The 21776-nt window shown below is 59.0% G+C and carries 16 protein-coding genes and 1 riboswitch; of the genes, 7 read left to right on the top strand and 9 right to left on the bottom strand.

The features are described 5' to 3' along the window. Nucleotides 1-255: 255 nt before the first annotated feature. Both ATY79_RS21325 and fumC read right to left on the bottom strand, forming a co-directional pair. The gene (locus ATY79_RS21325) at nucleotides 256-1863 is read right to left on the bottom strand and encodes a fumarate hydratase (protein WP_088704812.1); all 1608 of its coding nucleotides are present in this window, start codon (nucleotides 1861-1863) and stop codon (nucleotides 256-258) included. Nucleotides 1864-2019: 156 nt separating this feature from the next. Then, nucleotides 2020-3411: a class II fumarate hydratase gene (fumC, locus tag ATY79_RS21320; RefSeq protein WP_088704942.1), complete on the bottom strand. Its 1392-nt coding sequence runs from the start codon at nucleotides 3409-3411 to the stop codon at nucleotides 2020-2022. Nucleotides 3412-3811: 400 nt separating this feature from the next. Here fumC and ATY79_RS21315 point away from each other — a divergent pair, with 400 nt between their 5' ends. Continuing rightward, the gene (locus ATY79_RS21315; RefSeq protein WP_088694469.1) at nucleotides 3812-5686 is read left to right on the top strand and encodes a L,D-transpeptidase family protein; all 1875 of its coding nucleotides are present in this window, start codon (nucleotides 3812-3814) and stop codon (nucleotides 5684-5686) included. A gap of 56 nt (nucleotides 5687-5742) precedes the next feature. Here ATY79_RS21315 and ATY79_RS21310 read toward each other — a convergent pair whose 3' ends face one another. Next, the gene (locus ATY79_RS21310) at nucleotides 5743-6447 is read right to left on the bottom strand and encodes an HAD family hydrolase (protein WP_088694300.1); all 705 of its coding nucleotides are present in this window, start codon (nucleotides 6445-6447) and stop codon (nucleotides 5743-5745) included. Nucleotides 6448-6638: 191 nt separating this feature from the next. Between ATY79_RS21310 and rpiA the strand changes: the two genes are divergently transcribed. From rpiA to gor, 3 genes are all read left to right on the top strand, one after another. Then, a complete protein-coding gene (gene rpiA, locus ATY79_RS21305) occupies nucleotides 6639-7337 on the top strand; it encodes a ribose-5-phosphate isomerase RpiA (RefSeq protein WP_088694299.1) in 699 nt (232 codons plus the stop codon). Nucleotides 7338-7354: 17 nt separating this feature from the next. After that, entirely contained in the window at nucleotides 7355-7939 is a 585-nt protein-coding gene (locus ATY79_RS21300) for a DUF2059 domain-containing protein (RefSeq protein ID WP_088694298.1), read from the top strand. A gap of 111 nt (nucleotides 7940-8050) precedes the next feature. Further along, nucleotides 8051-9436 carry a glutathione-disulfide reductase gene (gene gor / locus ATY79_RS21295; protein ID WP_088704811.1) on the top strand — a complete coding sequence of 462 codons (1386 nt, stop codon included), beginning with the start codon at nucleotides 8051-8053 and terminating at the stop codon, nucleotides 9434-9436. Between the two features lie 6 nt (nucleotides 9437-9442). Here gor and ATY79_RS21290 read toward each other — a convergent pair whose 3' ends face one another. Next, complete coding sequence (locus tag ATY79_RS21290) at nucleotides 9443-10813, bottom strand: pilus assembly protein TadG-related protein (protein ID WP_088694296.1); 1371 nt, start codon at nucleotides 10811-10813, stop codon at nucleotides 9443-9445. A gap of 290 nt (nucleotides 10814-11103) precedes the next feature. Here ATY79_RS21290 and ATY79_RS21285 point away from each other — a divergent pair, with 290 nt between their 5' ends. Then, nucleotides 11104-12477, top strand: a complete 1374-nt coding sequence (locus ATY79_RS21285; protein WP_088694468.1) for a 3-deoxy-7-phosphoheptulonate synthase class II — start codon at nucleotides 11104-11106, stop codon at nucleotides 12475-12477. A 122-nt stretch (nucleotides 12478-12599) separates the two neighbouring features. On the opposite strand, the gene ATY79_RS21280 is transcribed toward ATY79_RS21285, so the two are convergent. The 3 genes from ATY79_RS21280 to ATY79_RS21270 form a co-directional block, all read right to left on the bottom strand. Next, nucleotides 12600-13271: a sigma-70 region 4 domain-containing protein gene (locus ATY79_RS21280; protein WP_245312423.1), complete on the bottom strand. Its 672-nt coding sequence runs from the start codon at nucleotides 13269-13271 to the stop codon at nucleotides 12600-12602. Between the two features lie 357 nt (nucleotides 13272-13628). After that, nucleotides 13629-14153, bottom strand: a complete 525-nt coding sequence (locus tag ATY79_RS21275; protein ID WP_088694294.1) for a DUF1003 domain-containing protein — start codon at nucleotides 14151-14153, stop codon at nucleotides 13629-13631. Between the two features lie 81 nt (nucleotides 14154-14234). Next, on the bottom strand, nucleotides 14235-16148 hold the full coding sequence (locus tag ATY79_RS21270; protein ID WP_245312422.1) for an LTA synthase family protein: 1914 nt from the start codon (nucleotides 16146-16148) through the stop codon (nucleotides 14235-14237). Between the two features lie 228 nt (nucleotides 16149-16376). Between ATY79_RS21270 and ATY79_RS21265 the strand changes: the two genes are divergently transcribed. Continuing rightward, nucleotides 16377-17210 carry a TolB family protein gene (locus tag ATY79_RS21265; protein WP_088694292.1) on the top strand — a complete coding sequence of 278 codons (834 nt, stop codon included), beginning with the start codon at nucleotides 16377-16379 and terminating at the stop codon, nucleotides 17208-17210. Nucleotides 17211-17235: 25 nt separating this feature from the next. After that, nucleotides 17236-17418: riboswitch (cobalamin riboswitch) on the top strand. Between the two features lie 39 nt (nucleotides 17419-17457). Next, nucleotides 17458-18147: a 5,6-dimethylbenzimidazole synthase gene (gene bluB / locus ATY79_RS21260; protein WP_088694291.1), complete on the top strand. Its 690-nt coding sequence runs from the start codon at nucleotides 17458-17460 to the stop codon at nucleotides 18145-18147. Nucleotides 18148-18153: 6 nt separating this feature from the next. Here the strand turns inward: bluB and ATY79_RS21255 are convergent, their stop codons facing one another. Both ATY79_RS21255 and ATY79_RS21250 read right to left on the bottom strand, forming a co-directional pair. Continuing rightward, entirely contained in the window at nucleotides 18154-19236 is a 1083-nt protein-coding gene (locus ATY79_RS21255) for a DUF2865 domain-containing protein (protein ID WP_088704809.1), read from the bottom strand. 122 nt (nucleotides 19237-19358) lie between these two features. Further along, nucleotides 19359-21671 (bottom strand): NADP-dependent malic enzyme, encoded by a 2313-nt coding sequence (locus tag ATY79_RS21250; protein ID WP_088694289.1) that lies wholly within the window; start codon nucleotides 21669-21671, stop codon nucleotides 19359-19361. Between the last annotated feature and the right edge of the window lie 105 nt (nucleotides 21672-21776).

Genomic DNA, 21776 nt, shown 5'->3' with positions numbered 1-21776 from the left:
CCGTCAAAGCCGGCTCTTATCGAAGGCCAGGCGCATGGATAAGTCTCGTCATACTTCGTCCATCGTCCTCGGTGCCGTAGTTGTCGCGGCGTCTGTCGCGCTGATTCAGCAGGAGGGCTTCTTTGATGGGGTTTTCCGCAGCGACATTCTCGCCAGCGTGAAGACAGAAGAGGCGCTTGGCATTGCAGACTCCGAGAGCCGGACGAGGGCGCCGCGGCCGACCATCGGGCGACTGCGGCTATCCATTGAGGTCGATCAGCCGAGGTTGAATTCCTGGAAGAAGTCGTTGCCCTCGTCATCGGTGACGATGAAAGCGGGGAAATCTGCAACTTCGATCTTCCACACGGCTTCCATGCCGAGTTCCGGATATTCCAGCACCTCGACCTTCTTGATGCAGTCCTGCGCCAGTCGGGCTGCAGGTCCGCCGATCGAGCCGAGGTAGAAGCCGCCGTGTGTCTTGCATGCCTCGCGCACGGCGCGGGACCGGTTGCCCTTGGCCAGCATCACCATCGATCCGCCGAAAGACTGGAACTGGTCGACATAAGAATCCATGCGACCAGCTGTGGTCGGGCCGAAGGAGCCGGAGGCGTAGCCCGCCGGAGTCTTCGCGGGACCGGCATAGTAGACAGGATGGTTTTTCATGTAGTCGGGCATGCCTTCACCCTTCTCCAGCCGCTCGCGGATCTTGGCGTGGGCGAGGTCACGGGCGACGATGATCGTTCCGGTCAGTGACAGCCGCGTCTTGACCGGATGCTTGCTGAGTTCGGCCAGAATACCGGACATCGGTTGGTTGAGATCGATGCGGACCATCGAGTCCGATAGTTTCGAGTCGTCGATTTCAGGCATGTACTTCGAGGGATCCGTCTCGAGCTGCTCGACGAAGATGCCGTCGCGGGTGATCTTGCCCTTCGCCTGGCGATCGGCGGAACAGGAAACTCCGAGGCCGATCGGCAGCGAGGCGCCGTGGCGCGGCAGGCGAATGACGCGCACATCATGACAGAAATACTTGCCGCCGAACTGAGCGCCGACTCCCATCTGCTGCGTCAGCTTGTGGATTTCCTTTTCCATCTCGATATCGCGGAAGGCATGGCCGCTATCGGAGCCTTCGGTCGGCAGATCGTCGAGATAGCGTGTCGAGGCGAGCTTGACGGTCTTCAGGTTCATCTCGGCCGACGTGCCGCCGATGACGATTGCCAAATGGTAGGGAGGGCAGGCCGCCGTACCTAACGTTAGGATCTTCTCCTTGAGGAAGTCGATCATGCGATCATGCGTCAAAAGCGACGGGGTGCCCTGATAGAGGAAGGTCTTGTTGGCGGAGCCGCCACCCTTGGCAACGAACAGGAAGTCGTAGGAGTCGGTGCCTTCCTCATAGATATCGATCTGCGCCGGCAGATTGTTCTTGGTGTTCTTCTCTTCGAACATCTTGACGGGGGCCAGCTGCGAATAGCGCAGGTTCTTCTTCTCATAGGCGTCCATCACCCCCTTGGCGAGAGCCGAGTAGTCCTCACCTTCGGTCCACACGCGGCGGCCCTTCTTGGCCATGACGATCGCAGTGCCTGTATCCTGGCACATCGGAAGCACGCCGCCGGCAGCGATGTTGGCGTTTTTCAGCAGATCGTATGCTACGAAGCGGTCGTTGTCGGTCGCTTCGGGATCCTCGAGGATCGAAGCGAGCTGCTTCAGATGGCCGGGCCGGAGGAGATGGTTGATGTCGGCAAATGCCGTTTCGGCCAGCAGGCGGATGCCTTCGGGCTCGACGGTCAGGATGTCTTGTCCCTTGAAGCTGTCGACAGAGACGTAGTCGCTGCTGATCTTGCGGTATGGGGTGGTGTCTTTGCTGAGGGGGAAAAGATCGTCAGCCATCGAAGGACCTTTCATGCGGACCGAAATCGTAGATGGTCTATTCGGGCGTCCTCGCAATTGCAATAATTCTAAAACTTGTCTGTTTTTGTCATGAAAACCTATGAAAACGCCGCCGCGAGTGCGGGGCTCTCACATTTCAACCGAGTTCGACGCGGGTTATTTAGGGCCGATCATCGCCTCGGGGCGAACGATCGTATCGTACTCCTCAACGGTGACGAGACCACTCGCCAACGCCTCTTCTTTAAGGGTCGTGCCGTTCTTGTGTGCCGTCTTGGCGATCTTGGCGGCATTGTCGTAGCCGATTTTCGGCGCGAGCGCGGTGACCAGCATTAGCGAGCGCTCGAGGCCGGCCCTGATGTTGTCTTCGCGTGCCTCGATGCCGACGACGCAATTGTCGGTGAAGGAGATTGCTGCGTCACCGAGCAACTGCACCGACTGGAGGAAGTTATAGGCCATCATCGGATTGTAGACGTTCAGCTCGAAGTGGCCCTGACTGTCGGCGAAGGTCAGGGCAGTGTTGTTGCCGAAGATATGAATGCAGACTTGCGTCAAGGCCTCGCACTGCGTCGGGTTGACCTTGCCCGGCATGATCGAGGAGCCGGGCTCGTTCTCGGGGAGGGCGAGTTCGCCAAGGCCGGAACGAGGGCCCGAGCCCAGCAGGCGAATATCATTAGCGATCTTGAAGAGCGCAGCGGCAGCGGCGTTGATGGCGCCATGGCTGAACACCATCGAGTCATGCGCGGCGAGCGCCTCGAACTTGTTCGGGGCAGTGATGAACGGGAGGCCGGTGATGCCGGCGATCTCTTCGGCAACCATTTCGGCAAAGCCGACCGGCGCGTTGAGGCCGGTTCCGACGGCGGTTCCGCCTTGTGCAAGTTCGCAAAGACCGGGAAGCGTCATCTCGATGCGCTTGATGGCGGAACCGACCTGCGCCGCGTAGCCCGAAAACTCCTGACCGAGCGTCAGCGGCGTTGCATCCTGAGTGTGCGTGCGGCCGATCTTGATGATGTGGCTGAACTCGGTGACCTTCATGTCAAGGGCGGCATGCAGATGCTTCAAGCTCGGAAGCAAGTGGCGAACGATCTCTTCGGCGCAGGCGATGTGCATCGCCGTCGGATAGGTGTCATTCGACGACTGGCTCATGTTGACGTGATCGTTTGGATGTACCGGCTTCTTCGATCCCATCACGCCGCCCAGCATTTCTATTGCGCGGTTGGAGATCACCTCATTGGCATTCATGTTTGACTGCGTGCCCGAGCCGGTCTGCCAGACGACGAGAGGGAAGTGATCGTTGAGTTTGCCGTCGATGACTTCCTGTGCTGCATCCACAATGGGGTTGCCAATCGCCGGATCGAGATGGCCAAGCGCCATATTCGCGCGCGCTGCCGCCTGCTTGACGATGCCGAGCGCGCGAACGATCGAAAGCGGCTGTTTTTCCCCGCCGATCTTGAAGTTACCGAGGGAGCGTTGTGCCTGGGCGCCCCAATACCTGTCACTCTGAACTTCGATCGGGCCGAACGTATCTGTTTCGGTGCGGGTGGAGGTCATGGCCATGCCTTTCTATCGCGGTGCGTCTCAGAGATGCGGTCTTATAGGTCTGAAATGATCCGAAGAAAACCGCTTGAAATATAAATATGAGCGGCGATGTCATGTTAGCGGGCGCAAGATCAGTGATCTTTTAGACACGGCTGAATTTTTATCTGTCAGCGGCTTTTTGGCCACTGTGTCTGGTCGCGAAAATAAAGTAAAAAATTAACCAATAATTTCATAATTTTGTGTGAACTGACGGCCAGCGTAAGAGTTTACCTAGTTACTAAAGGTTGAGTTGGTCGAGGCTGGCGGCTGCGCCTGCTTTCTGCCATGTGACGCTCGCGCCGGATGAAACAAGTTCTGAGGCGGGTCTTGCCCGCGATTTGAAGACAGCATGACACTGGGACTGGATAGAAGTATGACATTCCTTTTGAAAGGTGCGGCGTCCGCACTTGCGCTTTCCTGCGGTATGGCTGCGATGGGTGCCGCGCCCGCGCATGCTTACACCTTAATGGATATGATCCGTGGGGATCGCGCTCGGACCCAGAGCACGATTGTCAATCCGAGGGCATCGGTTCCCTCATTCCTTCAGTCGGCTCCAGATGCGCCGCTGCCCAAGGTTTCGAGCCCGCGCTACTATACTTATCAGCCGGATGCGATGCGCTTCGTTGATACCGGCAAGTTTACCGACCCTGTCGTCACCGGGGCAGTTGCCGATGCGTCGGCAACGACCGAGGCGACGCCCTCGGTGCAGCGCCGTTTCCTGATCGAGGCGAAGGTGCGCGCGCCCGTCGAAGTCGCCAAGGCGCTTGAAACCTATTACGGTGACGTGAAGAACCCGCTGGTTTGGCTCGCCGGAACGGATGTCAACGATCGCGCCAAGGCGGCGATGGCCGTATTGGCGGATGCCGCGTCGGTTGGCCTTGATCCGGCAGACTATACGGTACAGGTTCCGACCGAGGATCCGGCCAATCCGGATCCAGCAATCCGTGATCGCGCCCTGACGCAGTTCGAACTGGAGCTATCCGCCAAGGTGCTTGCCTATGTGCAGGATACCATTCGCGGTCGCATCGATCCGAACAAGCTGTCCGGCTATCACGATTTCAAGCGTAAGGACGTGAACCTTGCGCCGGTGCTGAAGCTCGCCCGCATTAGTCCGGACACGGCAGCCTATCTCAGAAGCCGCACGCCGGATGGGCCGCAGTTTGTCGCGCTTGAAGGTGAACTGGCAAAGCTGCGCGCCGAAGGCGCAAGCGACGATCGCATCAACGTCGCCCTGAGCGGCGTGCTTCACCCCGGCGAGAGCTCGTCCGAAATCCCGAATATCGTGAAGGCGATCGACAAGCATGGCTCAGCCGCGCTCAAGGCGGAACATGCGACAACGCTTGCCGCCTATGCAGGTGGCACCGAGTATTCGCCCGAGATTGTCGCGCTCGTCGAAGGATTCCAGAAAGAACATGGGTTGAAGCCGGACGGCGTCATCGGTCAAGCCACGGTCCGCACTATGGTCGGCGGCGACAGCAACGCCTCGAAAGTCGAAAAGCTGGTCGTTGCCTTGGAGCAGGCGCGTTGGCTGCCTAGTGATCTCGGCTCGCGCTACGTCTTCATCAACCAGCCGGCCTACATGGTCTACTACCACAACGACAACAAGGAGCAGTTGTCGATGCGTGTTGTAGTTGGTCAGCCGTCGCACCAGACCTTCTTCTTCCAGGATCAGATCGAGACGGTCGAGTTCAATCCTTTCTGGGGTGTTCCGCAGTCGATCATCATAAACGAGATGCTGCCACGTCTGCGCTCCGACCCGAGCTATCTGGACCGGATGGGCTATGAGGTAACGGTTGGCGGCCGCGCCGTGGCGTCGTCCAGTGTTGATTGGTACGGCTCGACGACCAATGTTTCCGTACGGCAGCCGCCGAGCGACGACAATGCGCTTGGCGAACTCAAGATCCTCTTTCCGAATGCGCATGCGATCTACATGCATGACACGCCCTCGAAAAGCTTCTTCAAGCGTGACATGCGCGCTCTCAGCCACGGTTGCGTGCGTCTCGCCGAGCCGCGCGCGATGGCGGCGGCCGTATTGAATACGTCGGTCGAACAGATCGGCAAGGAGATCGCGACCGGCAAGAACCATGCCATCCAGGTTCCACAGAAGATCCCGGTCTACGTGGCTTATTTCACCGCGTGGCCGAATAAGGACGGCGTCGTGCAGTATTTCGACGACGTGTACGGCCGCGATGCTTACGTGCAGAAGGCATTCGATGCCACGACGAAGGCGCGTGGCGCGCAGATCTGATTGCGCTAGGGACAATATGAAAAAAGGCGGCCGTTGAGCCGCCTTTTTTGTTTGTGTCAGCCTACTGCGGCAGTCGGTCTCGCGGCGAAGCCCGCGATCAACTCGTACACGAGCGCAGGCGTGAGCTCGTTGAAATGTGTGATCATGCGGGTCGGCCCGAGTGTCTCGACGGGGACGTCGGAATAGCCGAACGGCACGGCAATCGAGGGCACGCCGGCATTTCGAGCAACAAGAATGTCGTTGACGCTGTCGCCAATCATGACGGTGTTGCGGAAGTCGCCGCCGGCGCGCTCAATAGTTCCAAGGAGATGCTGGGCGTCCGGTTTCCTGACCGCGAAGGTATCGCCGCCGGTAATGGCGTCGAAGTAATGGATGAGTTCAAGCTTTTCGATCAGGCTGCGCGCCAGACCTTCCAGCTTGTTGGTGCAAACGGCAAGCTTGCAGCCGGCGCTCTTCAGTTGATTCATAGCCTCGATAAGGCCTGGGTAAGGCAACGTATGTCCAGGCATGTTATTGGCATAGTGAGCGATGAACCGGTCGAGTAGGGCTGGGAGCTGCTCCTGTGACAACGGATGTCCCCGAAGACCACAGGCCCGCTCAATCATGACCTTGGCACCGTGTCCGACCAGATACGTGAGGTCGCCATAGCTGACCGGCGCGATGCCGAGCTCGGCAATCGTATGGTTTATACTCTCGACAAGATCGGTGTGAGTATCGAGCAGTGTTCCGTCGAGATCGAATACGATGAGCGCAGGGGTCAAGGATTCCGCCTTTCAGAAATGATGTCATTGGGCAGTAGGCGATGAGGGCGGGAAAAGCAACGTTTCGCGGCAGAAGCGACAAGTTGTAGATGCCCACGGCTTTTCGAAAATCATTACGCTATTTTGGCTTTCGTTTGGCAAGCGAGCCGTGTAAACAGCACATCCAACGCAATAATCGGAGTCAGCGGCGCATGGATGCCCGCGAAATGAAGATCAGGGCCGCCGAGGCCGCACTCGCTCATGTCGAATACGGCATGCGGCTTGGAATCGGGACCGGGAGTACTGCCGAGGAGTTTGTTCGGCTGCTTGCGGAGAAGGTTTCCACCGGCTTCAAGGTCGAAGGGGTTCCGACTTCGGAACGCACGGCAAGGCTTTGCGTCGAGCTGGGCGTACCGCTGAAGTCGCTTGATGAGTTGCCGGAACTTGATCTGACGATCGATGGCGCGGATGAGGTTGATTCCAACCTGACGCTCATCAAGGGTGGCGGGGGTGCGCTGTTGCGCGAGAAGATCGTTGCTGCGGCATCTCAGCGCATGATCGTCATTGCCGACGAAAGCAAACTGGTCGCGACACTTGGGGCATTTCCACTGCCGATCGAGGTGAATCCCTTCGGGCTGGTCTCAACGCGCATGGCGATCGAAAAGAAGGCCTCGAAACTGGGATTGAGCGGCAGCTTGACGCTGCGCCAATCCGGTGGAGAAGACTTCATGACGGACGGCGGTCACTACATCCTCGATGCATCTTTTGGCCGCATTCCTGATGCAGAGGCGCTCTCAAACGAGCTGAATTCGATACCCGGAGTCGTTGAACACGGGCTTTTTCTCAATATGGCGACGCTTGCGATCATTGCAGGTCCAGCAGGTGCACGCACGCTGCGGGCGAACAGGTAACAGGAGCATTGAAACTCATGATTAAATTTGCAGGTCTTGGCCGTTTTGCTGCTGCGACCGTTATTCTTTCGGGCGTCGCATTCGGCTCTGTCGCACACGCGCAGGAAGCTTCTCCGGAGCAGTTGAAGGCGGCCCGCGCTGCCATCGACGCGATTGGCGCCACTGCGCAGTTCGACAACATCCTGCCTGGCCTGGCCGAGCGCCTGAAGGCTGATCTTATCCAGGATTCGCCGAACTATCAGGATGCGATCACCGCTGAGGTTGACAAGCAGGCGCTGGCGCTCGCGCCGCGGCGCGCCGATCTCGAAAAGGAAGCCGCGCTGACCTATGCCAAGGCATTCTCCGTCGAGGAGCTCAACGCGATCGCCGAGTTCTACAACTCGGCGGTTGGCAAGAAGCTGCTGAAGGATGGCCCGATTGCATCGCGCGAAACGGTGAAGGCAGCCGACATCTGGGCGCAGGGCATTTCCCGCGATCTTCAGAAGCAGACGAGCACTGAGCTTGCCAAGATCATCAAGGCGCCGCCGCCGGCCGCCGATCCGTCCAACCCGGCTGCAACGACTGCGCCGAAGGCTGCGCCGGCTCCCAAGCCGAAGCAGTAAGCTACGACACGACTACAGACCGAAAGCCCGGCATCGTCCGGGCTTTTGTTTTTGCGGCGGTCAATACTATATCACCTTCACTTTACCAGCCGATTCCACCCGGAGTTTCTCATGACGTCCTACGATTACGATCTCTTTGTCATTGGCGGGGGCTCGGGCGGCGTGCGAGGCGCCCGCGTTGCAGCCTCGCTCGGTAAGAAGGTCGCGATCGCAGAGGAATATCGCTACGGCGGAACATGCGTGATCCGCGGCTGCGTGCCCAAGAAGCTCTTCGTGTATGCAGCTCAGTTCCATGAACACTTTGAGGATGCTGCCGGCTTCGGCTGGACAGTCGGCGAGAGCTCGTTTGATTGGAAGAAGCTGATCGCGGCGAAGGACAACGAGATCGCGCGCCTTGAAGGGCTCTACAAGAAGGGGCTCGCCGGTGCCAACGCCGAAATCCTGGAAACACGCGCCGAATTGGTCGACGCGCATACGGTCCGACTGGTCAACACCGGCAAGACAGTGACAGCCAAGACGATCGTGATCGCGACCGGCGGTCGGCCGAACCCGCACGCGGCTTTGCCGGGGAACGAGCTCTGCATTTCGTCCAACGAGGCCTTCCATCTGGAAGAGCTGCCAAGGTCAATCGTGATTGCCGGTGGCGGTTATATCGCAGTGGAATTTGCCAATATCTTTCATGGCCTCGGCGTCGAGACGACGCTGATCTATCGCGGCGCCGAAATCCTGTCGCGCTTCGATCAGGATCTTCGTCGGGGGCTGCACGAGGCGATGAGTGCCAAGGGCATCCGGATTCTCTGCCATGATGCGCTCGAGAGGATATCGAAGCAGGATGATCGTCTCTCTGTCGAGACACTGAACAACGGCACATTTACGGCGGATGTTGTCATGCTGGCCCTTGGACGCATCCCGAATACGCAGGGCCTTGGCCTGGAAGCCGCCGGCGTGAAGACTGACCAGCGCGGAGCGGTGGTCGTCGACGAATATTCGCGCACCAGCGTCCCGAACATCTATGCGCTCGGTGATGTCACTGACCGGGTACAGCTGACGCCTGTGGCGATCCACGAGGCAATGTGCTTCATCGAGACCGAGTACAAGAATAACCCGACCAAACCGGATCACGAGACGATCGCAACGGCCGTCTTCTCTCAGCCGGAAATCGGCACCGTCGGATTGACCGAGGAGGAGGCGGGCAAGCGCTACGGGGAACTCGAGATCTACCGTGCCCAGTTTCGTCCGCTGAAGGCGACGCTATCGGGGCGCGGCGAGAAGATGATCATGAAGCTGATTGTCGATGCTTCCAGCCGCAAGGTCGTCGGTGCGCACATTCTCGGTCACGATGCCGGGGAGATGGCGCAAATCCTCGGAATCACCTTGAAGGCCGGCTGCACCAAGGACGATTTCGACCGCACGATGGCCGTGCATCCGACGGCAGCGGAAGAGCTCGTCACAATGTATGCGCCGACCTATCGCATTCGGGACGGCGTTCGCGTCTGATGCCGGTCAGCTGGTGAGGCGGGGCATGCGGAGGACCTTCAGGAAGAGTGCCTTCATGGCGTCCGTGATACCTTCGGTGGGCGTGACTTCGAAATAGAGACCGGGCGAGGCGCAGCTCTGCATCTTCGTCGGAATTTCGTCCTGGAAGGGTTTGATCCAAGTATTGTACCAGCTGTTGGTCGGCAGCGGCAGATACGTCGTGTAGAGCACGGCGATCTTGATGCCTTTGTCCTTCAGGGGCTTGCAGAAGGAGGTATCGATCGGTTCCTGACAGCGGCTTCCAGTCGTTTTCTTTGTGCAGGTCGAGGCCTTGTAGCTGTCGCCGACACCGTCGGACACGAAGAAGACGATCTTCTGTGTATCGGCAGCGTTTGTACCCGAGCCCCCAGCCGGGATTTTGGCCTTGAGTTGGGTCAGTGCGCTATCGAAGCTCGTCTGGGTGTCGTCGTTGTAGCCTTGCTGAGGGATGGTCATCAGGTCGAGCACGTATTCGCTGTCGCCGACTTGGGGATTTGGGGTCTTTTCGGAGACCTTGCTGCCCACCTTGTCGAGGTCGCCTGTAAGCGGCACGATTTCACTCAGCCCTGCCGCCTCTGCTTTCGCGCCGAAGGTGTAGACCGCCATGCGAAATTGATCATCGGTGTCCGCCTTGGCGGTCGCAGTCAGTGCCTGGGTGGCCTGGCGCACGACATCAATGCGCATCGTCACTTTGTTCTTCTTGGCAAGTGTATAGTAATCCTTGCCTTTGTTCGTGCCGCTCTCATGGCAGGCAAAGGCACAGGAAGCGTTCGATTTGTTGTTCTTCGTGAGACCTACCATGGTGGCGACGTCGTTCGGTGTCGCGCCGACGCCCATCGATGGTGTGTTGTCGATCAGGATATAGAAATCCATGAAGGCCGCTGTCTCGATTGTTGCTGTCGCGGTGCCCGATACTTCGACGGTTTTTCGCCCGAATATTTGCATGAACGTCGTCGGGACGGCCGCGCTGAAGGAGACGGACGAGTTGAGTTTGGTTGCTGCCTTGTTCACCTGGATGTCGACCGCAACTTCGTTTGCCGTCAATTCACCCTGCATCTGGCTGACGAAGATATTGCGCGCGTCGCTCTGCCCGACGGAGATCGCGCCATCTGCGGTCATTTTCATCGCGGCGGAGGCGGCTGCGGATTTTTCCGCAATTGCGCCGACGGCTGCGGCGTCCGCCGCCGCGTAAAGCTGCGTGCGCAGGCTCAGTGCGTGAGCGAAGTCGACGGCTACGCCCGCGGAGCCGATGAGCGGCACCATCAGGATGGCAGTCAGCATGCCGAAATTGCCGGAACGGTCAGTACAGAAACGATACAAGCTGCGCACGAAATGTATCCCACGGTTCCACCAAGCCATCGGTGTTCAAGCGGGAGTCATCATGACGCGCTATCAGAATTGAGGGTATTTCTACGGCAGAAGCCTAAATTAGATACAAACTGTCTTGGTATATTGATCATTAATCCGGTGCCCGCCGTTTGAAAACACGGGGCGGATTTCCTTTATATTCACGTGTTGTTCTTGAAACTAATCCGGAGCGCCAAAGAGCGGAACGCCGCTATGCAAGATGGCGCTAAAGGTTTATAAGCCGCGCAACATTTTTAAGACGGAACATCCGGACGGACCGGATGCTGAAACAGGTGAGCGAGATGGCACAGAATTGGACTCCGAGCAGTTGGCGGCAAAAACCGATCCAGCAGGTTCCGGACTATCCGGACCAGGCGGCATTGGCAGCAACGGAAGCCCAGCTCGCATCCTATCCGCCGCTCGTCTTCGCAGGTGAAGCACGCCGGCTGAAGAAGCATCTCGCCAACGTTGCTGAAGGCAATGGCTTCCTCTTGCAGGGCGGTGATTGCGCCGAGAGCTTTGCCGAACATGGCGCCGACAATATCCGCGACTTCTTCCGCGCATTCCTGCAGATGGCCGTCGTCCTGACGTTCGGCGCGCAGCTGCCGGTCGTCAAGGTCGGCCGTATTGCCGGCCAGTTCGCAAAGCCACGTTCTTCGGGCATCGAGACCCAGGATGGCGTGTCGCTGCCGAGCTATCGCGGTGACATCATCAACGGCATCGAGTTCACTGAAGAGGCCCGTATCCCGAATCCGGAGCGTCAGGCCATGGCATACCGCCAGTCGGCCGCAACGCTGAACCTGCTGCGCGCCTTCGCGATGGGTGGCTATGCCAACCTCGAGAACGTGCATCAGTGGATGCTCGGTTTCGTCAAGGATAGCCCGCAGGGCGAGCGCTACCGCAAGCTTGCCGGCCGCATCAGCGAGACGATGGACTTCATGAAGGCGATCGGCATCACCTCGGAAAACAATCCGAGCCTGCGCGAGACGGATTTCTTCACTAGCCATGAAGCGCTGCTGCTTGGCTACGAAGAAGCGTTGACGCGCGTCGATTCGACGTCTGGCGACTGGTACGCGACCTCAGGCCACATGATCTGGATCGGCGACCGTACGCGGCAGGCCGATCACGCGCATGTCGAATACTGCCGCGGCATCAAGAACCCGATCGGGTTGAAGTGTGGTCCGTCACTGCAGACTGATGACCTTCTGAACCTGATCGACATTCTCAATCCCGAGAATGAGGCGGGCCGGTTGACGCTGATCTGCCGCTTCGGTCACGACAAGGTCGCCGAGCATCTGCCGCGTCTCATCCGTGCGGTCGAGCGCGAGGGCCGTAAGGTCGTGTGGTCTTGCGATCCGATGCACGGCAACACAATCACGCTCAACCACTACAAGACCCGTCCGTTCGAACGGATCCTGTCGGAAGTTGAAAGCTTCTTCCAGATTCATCGCGCCGAAGGTTCGCATCCTGGCGGCATCCATATCGAGATGACTGGCAAGGATGTGACGGAATGCACCGGCGGCGCCCGCGCTGTGACGGCAGAGGACCTGCACGATCGCTATCACACGCATTGTGACCCGCGTCTCAATGCCGATCAGGCGTTGGAGCTTGCCTTCCTGCTGGCCGAGCGCATGAAGGGTGGGCGCGACGAAAAGCGGATGGCCGTCAACGGCTGATCAGAAAAGATGGACGAAAGAAGCCCGGCTGAAGCCCGTCCGGCTGATGCCGGGCTTTTTTGTTGGGCAGAACAACAAACTGGCAGCGTTCGTAGTGCCCATGTCGGCTGGGATTGCCTCGCTTACTCAACGCTCGTGTCGGAGAAACGGATTTGGCCGGCTGCCCAGTGGATGGCGCTGTCCAATTCGGCGAACTTTGCCGACTGCCAATGGAAATAGTCTTCGATGAATCTCCGGGAGAGCCATAGTGCACCGCGGTTGCGCGGGTTTTCCCAGCCAAGCAGGCTGTCTATTTCGGCCTTCTTGAACATCCGCTTCACATTGGTGAGGGAGATGCCGAACTCGTTCGCGATTTCGCTGATCGTTACGCCTTTCAGCAGTATGCGATCGTGCAGCCGCGCGTCGTCGGGCAGGCGGCTGATGAGATCGTGCAGCACAAGGCCGCCGACATCGGACCAGAGGAAGTGGCCGATACTGGTCCGCGGTTCCTTCCAGACCGGCTCCTGGATGAGGGCACGCGCGGCACGAGGTTGCGCAAGGCGAAAAAGTCGGGGATCCGCTGCCGTCAGGCTTGCACGATTGCCGCCGTCGAGTTGATCGAGGCAGGCCATGTGCCCTTGGAACCAGGAGGCCATGGCCTCCTCGCTGGTTTCGGTCGTTTCGAGGCGACGAAGGCGCCGATCGGGCGTTTCGTCAGGTGCATCCCGCAGAAATTTGTAGGCGATGAGTTCGGCAAGAAACGAGGCGGCAGTATTCTTGCTGGCGAGATCAAACTCCGTGGCGACCTGCATCATGCGACTGGCCGTCAGCCCCGACCGGGGATTACCCCGATCTCGTGCAGTGTGCATGGCAAACAGCGTTTGCGTCAGCAGCCACTTTTGGTGCGAGGCTGCGAGGCGGGCGAGACGAGGCGCACGCCTGTGGATGCCAATAAGATGGAGCGCTATCTGGCGTTCGATCGACAGAAACAGGGGATGATGAAGAATTTCATCGCGTGTATGCGGTCGGCCTGTGAGCATCGTCTCGTACGGTGGATCGGATTGGTTCCAATTGCTCCTCTTACATTTGTGACGGTGTTTCAATGCGGGACTTGGCTAGCGGCTCGCTAATCGGTCGGTATAGTTAAATTCAAGCGATCAGGGATCGTTCCATCAACTAGGCAGGCGCTGGTTCAGTCGCTCGATGTCTTCGCGCAACGCCGCAATTTCGGTGAGCACGCGCATGTCTATTTTCTGATGCAGGGAAAGAACTTCCAGTTCTGCCTTGAGATTGACTTCATAGTCTTTCGCCGCCTCGAAACGATCGCGCTCCGCCTGCCGGTTTTGCGACATCATGATGATGGGAGCCTGGATCGCCGCAAGCATCGAGAGCACGAGATTGAGGAAGATGAAGGGATAGGGATCGAAGGCGCGTGTGAGCAATACAACGGTATTTACGACGCACCAGAACACCAGGAACATCAAGAAGGTGACAATGAACGACCATGAGCCGCCGACGCGGGCAATCGAATCCGCCAGGCGCTCTCCAGCGGATGCTTCCGCCTGCAAGGCCGCATTGATATCGGTCGAGATTATCTTGCGCTCATGGGCCTTTGCGAGAACGCGCTTCTCGACCTCGCCGAGTTCGTCAGCAGATTTGTCGAAGTGATGGTGGATTAAGTCCGATAGATTGTGCATGGCCGACTCCGAATGCTAGATCGCTCGGGCGCCAGTATTCCGTAATGTTTTCAAATTGCAATGTGGGCTTGTTCCGGTCTTTTACGTGCCTTGCGCATACAGCCAAGCATGCTGCGGGAAGAAGCGATCGAGCGTCTGAGCCTTGCCAAACATGATGTCGTGCTGGAGGTATCGATAGTCCCGTACGAGGGGATCGAGGTTCTTCGGCTTCAGGACCCAATCGGGAGAGGGCGTGTTGTCGCGCGCAATCAGCTGATAACGATCGATGACGCTGTACTTCTTCTGCACACGGCCGAGGAAGCCCGTGTAGTAGGGATGCTCGAAGCCGGCGAACTTCAAGAGATGATAGGGCAGCAGTGAAGGGCTGATTGTGCCGACATCCTTCTTGCTGCCCTTCTTGTTGGACCAGATGACGAGCGGCGTCTCATGCTCCTGTCTCATGGTGTTGACCGACGCCTTACGGGTGGCAACTTGATCCGGCATGTAGCCGGTCGCCATGTAGACGTTGCCGAGCGGCGGCAGGTGATCGCCCCAGAGCACGATGATCGTTTCGCGGTCGCGCTTCTCTGCCCAATCCATTAGCAACTTAAGGCTGTCGTCCGCTTCCTTGATGCCCTGCGTATAGGTAGCAAGCGTTGCGCGGTCTGCATCGTTCAGGTTGCCCTGTATATCGATAGTATTGCGTGCATAACGGTTCGGCTCATACGGCCCATGTCCCTGCAGGGTGACAGCAAAGAAGAAGAACGGGCGATCGATGCCGTCCGCCTCGTTCATGATTTCCTTCATGAGCGAGTCGTCCGAAGCGAAGATGCCCCGCTTTTCCATTGGAGGCATGGTCTCTTCCGAGCGGAACTGCTCGAAACCGAAGTCCTTGTAGACTTCATTGCGGTTCCAGAACCAGCCGCTGAACGGATGCAGCGAACGCGCCGCATAGCCTTCGCCACGGAAGAACGTGGCGAGCGAGGGAACGTCGTGACGGATGTATTGCTGATAGGGGATGCTGCCGTATGGCAGGAAGGCATTGGAAAAGCCCGTCAGCGCCTCGAATTCGACGTTGGCGGTCATCCCGCCGAACTCCGGTGAGAAGACATGGCCAGACTGCTCGGCGCGGATAGTCGGCATGGGATCGGGCGACAGGCTCAGCGTTTTCAGCCGGGTCGGATCCCAGAATGACTCGCTCATCAGCATGATTACGTCGGGCTTTTCGCGCGGGCCGCTGAGATAGCCGTAGTTGCGGCTCGGGATAGTATCAAGCGCCTGCGTGCCGAAGCCGACCGGCGCCGCCACCTCGGCCATCGGAATATTGAAGATGAAGGCGAGGATGAAGCCGTTGCTCCGGTAGTTTTCCTTTTGGTCCCACATCATTGGAACCACCTGAAGGCGGTCGCGGATGAAGGAATACTGGGAATAGTCCATCAACGACCCGAAAGCCGCGATAACAGGTAGGCCGACGCACAGCCGGCGGACGCGAGCGGTCCGTGAGAGCTGTGGGAAGTTGCGCCAGGCGAAACGCCACAAGATGACAATTGCGCCAGCGGAAAAGGCGATGCCGACAGCCATTGCAACAGCAGTCCAGGGACGGTCGCTCACCATGACAGGAAGCAGTTCCATGATCTGGCGCCCGAAAAGGACGTCGGACGGATAAAGTGGATCCGAAAGGTAGTGTTGCTTCTGGTTGGATACGATGGCGGGGACGATCACAATCGGAAGAACGATCAGCGCTGAAATGAACCGTCGGCCCAAGGCGGCGTCGAGCGACAGCATCAGCACAGTCAACATCACAACGGTCGTCATGCCGGGACGCACCGGCGATGTCAGGAATTCGCGAACGTCAGTCAGCCCATCGCGGGCAATTATCTCTACGGTGGCCGTAGTGAGAAGCGCAAGCAGGGCACAAAGAACGGCGCTGAGCGCCGTGCGTATAGCAGGCGATCGGATGCTTCCTCCGAAATCGGTGGAAAGCGACGCAAAGCGCGCTGCCGCTGCAGACCTCATTACCAACGCGATCAACCGGAAAACTCCAACGTCATAAAAGCTTCACTGAACTGTCACATCCTCGTCATGAACGCTAGATGAACCGTTAGGTTTCGCGCATTTGTGATTGGGGGATAAGGGCCGATCGCTCCAAAGACATTCCTGGGCCGAACCTGGCCAGGCGCATTTGCTTGTGCTGAGTGGCGGGCCGTCGTAGGTCTGACGGAGACGATGTCAGGAGGATTCAGATTGCGCAGTTCCGTCGAGATCTACAACATCAGGATAGGCGAGGCACGCGTCGTCTGGCAAACGACGCAGCTTGTGGAGGCGCCCAACTTTGCGCCCGACGGCAGCTATCTTCTGTTGAACGGCGACGGACTTCTGTACCGTCTGGCGCTTGATGGTTCAGGCAGGGTCGAGAAAGTCGACACCGGTTTTGCCAAAACGTGCAACAACGATCATGGCATTTCGCCCGATGGCCGGCAGATCGTCATCTCCGACAAGACCGAGTTCGGGAAGTCGACGATTTATGTGCTTCGGGCCGAAGGCGGGATGCCACGGCTGGTGACGCAAAATCAGCCGTCCTATTGGCACGGCTGGTCGCCTGACGGAAAACAACTGGCCTATTGCGGCATCCGCAACGACTTGTTCGATATCTACACGATTTCCGTGGATGGCGGCGAAGAACGGCGGCTGACACACGGCGAGGGACGCAACGACGGGCCGGACTACTCCGCTGACGGCCAATGGATCTACTTCAATTCCAGCCGCACCGGCCTCATGCAGATCTGGCGCATCCACCCGGACGGCACTGGCCTCGACCAGATCACCAGCGACAATTATGGGAACTGGTTTGCCCATCCGTCGCCCAACAACGACAAGGTCCTCATCCTTTCCTACGACCCGGATGTTTTCGACCATCCGCGCGATCTCAATGTTCGTCTGCGGCTGATGGATATGGACGGGGGCAATCTGACGACACTCTTCGATCTCTTCGGCGGGCAGGGCACAATCAACGTGCCCAACTGGTCGCCGTCCGGCGATGAGTTCGCCTATGTGCGTTACCACCCTGTCTCTGGGTGAAGGATTGCGTCGAGCGATTTTTGCGGGCATAGAGCTTTCGTCAGGTGCCCGTGTTAGGCGGGAGAATCGGGAATTCGGTGAGAGACCGAAACGTGCCCAACGCTGTAAGGCTGACGACTGCCGCAACACGCCACTGGCCCAGCGCCGGGAAGGCGCGGCAGTTGGATGACGCCAAGTCAGAAGACCGGCCCGACATCATAGACTGACCCGCGTGGACGGCGGGCGGTTGTGTTGTTGGGGATAGACGATGCGACCAGACCATTCAGGCTCCCTGTCGGGAGCTACAGCCTTTTCGACCGAGGAACGTGACGCCGTTTACCGGGCGATCTCAACGCGCCGCGACGTCCGTTCGGAGTTCCTCCCGGATCCGATACCGGACGACGTTGTCAGCAGGCTTCTGACGGCCGCGCACCATGCGCCGTCCGTGGGATTCATGCAGCCCTGGAATTTCATCCTGGTTCGCGATCAGCAGGTGAAGGAGGCGGCGTGGCAAGCTTTCAATCGCGCCAACCGTGAGGCTGGCGAGATGTTTGAGGGCGAACGACAGAGGCTGTACCGGTCGCTGAAGCTCGAAGGTATCCGAGCCGCACCGCTCAGCATCTGTGTGACCTGCGATCCGGATCGCTGCGGTGATATCGTTCTCGGCCGAACGCATAACCGGCGAATGGATTCTTACTCCACGGTTTGCGCCGTGCAGAATTTGTGGCTCGCGGCCCGAGCCGAAGGCGTGGGGGTCGGCTGGGTGAGCATCTTTCACGAGTCCGATATCAAAGAGATCCTCGGCGTTCCGGAACGGGTCGAGATCGTTGCCTGGCTCTGCATCGGCTATGTCGATCAGCTCTATGACCAGCCGGAACTCGCGGTCAAAGGATGGCGCCAGCGCCTGCCGCTGGAGGAACTGGTGTTCACGGATCGCTGGGACAGTTCGCTGGACTGAGGGCGGCTATTGTTGCTGCGGCTGAGGGCCAGGCTTGGCGGGATTCTTAAGGTCGATCGTGCCCTGGTCACCGGCTAGGAACTGCGGGCCGATCTGGCGCACCTTGTTGTTTGCCGGATCGTATGGCCTGTCCGGCACTTGCGGCTGCGGTGCAGCCGGGGCGGCGACCTTGCTCTCCGGCTCGGGCTTCTTGGTTTCGATCGTGGTGATCGATCCTTGTTGCGGCGGTTCGCTGATCGATTGGCTATTCCTCATCTGTTCGTAGTAAGCGTTTAGATTGCAACTGCAGGACGATTTTTCGCCCGGCTTACGGTTCTTGTAGGCGAAAGCATTCGGCATTGCGCTGTAGGGGGCGCCCGTCGACGCCGAAATCATCTGTGAGGTCTCGGTGCTGGAGACGTCATGATAGAAGAGCTCGGTGTCGATGCCGGGACACATCTTCGAGCAGGTGTCGGCATCGCGGGCGAAGTCCTGCGAGGTTGCGTTCGAGCTTAGCGGAAAAAAGCCTCCGTCGCAGGTGCGTACGCAGACGGTGTTCAGATGAGAGAGCGTAGACATGCCGAAACCGTATCGACGCTGGTTGGGATCGCCACCTAGAGGTATGAAGGTGTCGTTTCGCATCGCCTGATCTTCGATGCTCGGCGGCGGAGCATATCCATCGGCGCGATCCTCAGGCCACTGCTCCTCGTTGCAGCCGTTGTCGTCGAGCGCGGCAAGCAGTTCATTTCTCGTGCGCGCATCATCGCTCTGGCCGCGCAGTTCGTCGCGCCGCTGCTGCAGATAACGGATGTTGTCGACCATCTTGGTTTCCGCGCGCTCGAGCTCGCCGCAGTAGCCGTCATCATCCCCGATCACGACCATGCTGCCACTTGTGCAGCCGTTTTGGCGCAGATCGCTACGGAGTTTGCGAAGCTCAAGGTTCTGTTCGGCAATAGCACTGGCGAATTTGCGCACCTCGGGCGTGCTGCCGATGATTTGTGGCAGATCGGCAAGGCGGGCGCGAAGGTCACCGCAGATCGCCGGCATCTGGGCTTGGGTCGGGCCGGTGAGTGCAAGGGCGGTTGCGAGTGACAGAATCCAGCGGTTCAAGGCATCGTCCCATCGGTGAGCAGGTCATAGGGCGCGGCATCCCGCCGCGCCTTCATTGCTAGCCCGTTTGTCTTAACAAGCTGCGGTCGGAATCTTACCGCATTTTCTCGATCTGCCGCAAATCACGCTGGCTGTGAAGCCTCGACGACGGCGAGAGCTGCCATGTTGACGACGCCGCGCGAGGTCACCGAGGGCGCGAGGATGTGCGCCGGCAGCGCAGCGCCAAGCAGGATCGGCCCGACATGCAAGCCGTCAATCATCGACTTTACGACGCCCAGAGTGATGTTGGCCGCGTCGAGGTTCGGGAAGACCAGCAGGTTTGCTTCGTCGTGCAGGGTCGTGTCGGGCATGACGCGCTTGCGCAGGGCATCGGAGATCGCGCTTTCGCCATGCATTTCGCCGTCCACTTCGAGATCCGGCGCGGCTTCGCGCACGAGCTTCAGAGCGGCACGCATCTTCGTCGCGCTTTCGGACTCACGGGAACCGAAGTTCGAGTGGGACACAAGAGCAGCGCGCGGCGTAATGCCGAAGCGTCTGATTTCCTCGGCAGCGAGAACCGCGGACTCGGCAATCTCTTCCGCGCTCGGATTGAAGGTGACGTAGGTGTCCGTGAAGAAGGTGGCGCCGCGTTGTGAAATCAGCAGGCTGAGTGCCGAGAAGTCGCACACGTCCTGCCTCTTGCCGATGATCTGGCGGACGTCGCGCAGATGCTTCTCGTAACGGCCTTCCAGGCCACAGATAAGCGCATCGGCTTCGCCCCGCTTCAGCGCCAACGCGCCGATAACAGTCGTGTTGGTACGAACGATCGTGCGCGCGGCTTCCGGAATGACGCCCCGACGTCCAACCAGCGAGAAATAGAGATCGACATATTCGCGGAAGCGCGGATCGTCTTCCGGGTTGATGACGTCAAAATCGGCTAGCGGCCGGATGCGCAGACCGTAGCGCTTCAGACGTGTTTCGATGACTGATGGGCGGCCAATCAGGATTGGCTTGGCAATGCCTTCTTCGAGCAGCACCTGTGCGGCGCGCAAGACGCGTTCGTCTTCACCTTCGGAGAAGATCACCCGCTTGCGCTCGGCATTCTTCGCCGCAGCAAAGATCGGCTTCATGATGAAGCCCGAGCGGAAGACGAAACGGTTGAGCTGGTCGAGATAAGCGTCGAAATCGGTAATCGGACGCAGGGCGACGCCGCTTTCGGCCGCGGCTTTCGCTACGGCCGGGGCGATCCGCAGGATCAGGCGCGGGTCAAAGGGCGAGGGGATCAGGTAGTTCGGGCCGAAGACGGGCGTTTCGCCCGAATAGGCGCGGGCGGCGACGTCGGATGGTTCTTCGCGCGCCAGTGCCGCGATGGCGCGGACGGCAGCCATCTTCATTTCTTCGTTGATAGTGACCGCGCCGCAATCCAACGCGCCCCGGAAAATATAGGGGAAGCAGAGAACGTTGTTCACCTGGTTCGGGAAGTCGGAGCGACCGGTGCAGATCATCGCATCGGGACGGGCAGCGCGGGCGAGATCGGGCATGATTTCGGGCGTTGGGTTGGCGAGCGCCATGATCAGCGGGTTTTCGGCCATCTGCGCCAGCAGCTCCGGCTTCAGCACGCCCGCTGCGGAAAGGCCAAGGAAGACGTCGGCGCCGCCGATGTTTTCGGCAAGCGTGCGCGTGTCGCTCTTCTGGGCGTAGACGCTCTTCCACTCGTCCATCAGTTCGGTGCGGCCTTCGTAGACCAGACCTTCGATGTCATGAACCCAGATGTTTTCGCGTTTGGCGCCCAGCGTGACGAGGAGATTGAGGCAGGCGAGGGCGGCAGCACCTGCGCCGGAGGCAACGATCTTGACCTCGTCGATCTTCTTGCTCGCCAGTTCCAGGCCATTGAGGATCGCGGCAGCGACAATGATGGCGGTGCCGTGCTGGTCATCATGGAAGACCGGGATCTTCATGGTCTCGCGCAGGCGACGCTCGATTTCGAAACATTCCGGCGCCTTGATGTCCTCGAGATTGATGCCGCCGAAGGTCGGCTCGAGCGAAGCGACGGTCGAGACCATCTGCTCGACGCTCGATGCATCGACCTCGATATCGAAGACGTCGATGTTGGCGAACTTCTTGAACAGGACGGCTTTTCCCTCCATGACCGGCTTTGATGCCAGCGGGCCGATATTGCCGAGGCCGAGAACGGCCGTACCGTTAGAAATGACCGCTACGAGATTTGCACGCGAGGTATAATCGGCGGCCGTCTCGGGATGATCGCGGATCGCTAGACAGGGTGCTGCGACGCCGGGGGAATAGGCAAGAGCCAGGTCGCGCTGGTTGCCGAGCGGCTTGATCGCCTGGATCTCGAGCTTGCCCGGACGCGGATAGCGATGGAAGTAGAGCGCCTGCTCGTCCAGGCTTCCACCTGCCAGATTCTTTTCCGTCTTGGACTTTTCCTGATGATCCATCATCGCCTCCGGGCTGCCGCATGCTGTCTTTGAAATGCCTTCAATACATCAAACGGGATGGCGGAACAGTCGGAATTTCCGTTCGAAATACGAAAACAGCGCAAA

Origin of the sequence: Rhizobium sp. R693 (genome assembly GCF_002211315.1) — a bacterium.
Taxonomy (GTDB): Bacteria; Pseudomonadota; Alphaproteobacteria; order Rhizobiales; family Rhizobiaceae; genus Rhizobium.
The sequence above is the reverse complement of the archived record's forward strand: the minus strand, read 5'-3'. Positions and strand labels throughout refer to the sequence as shown.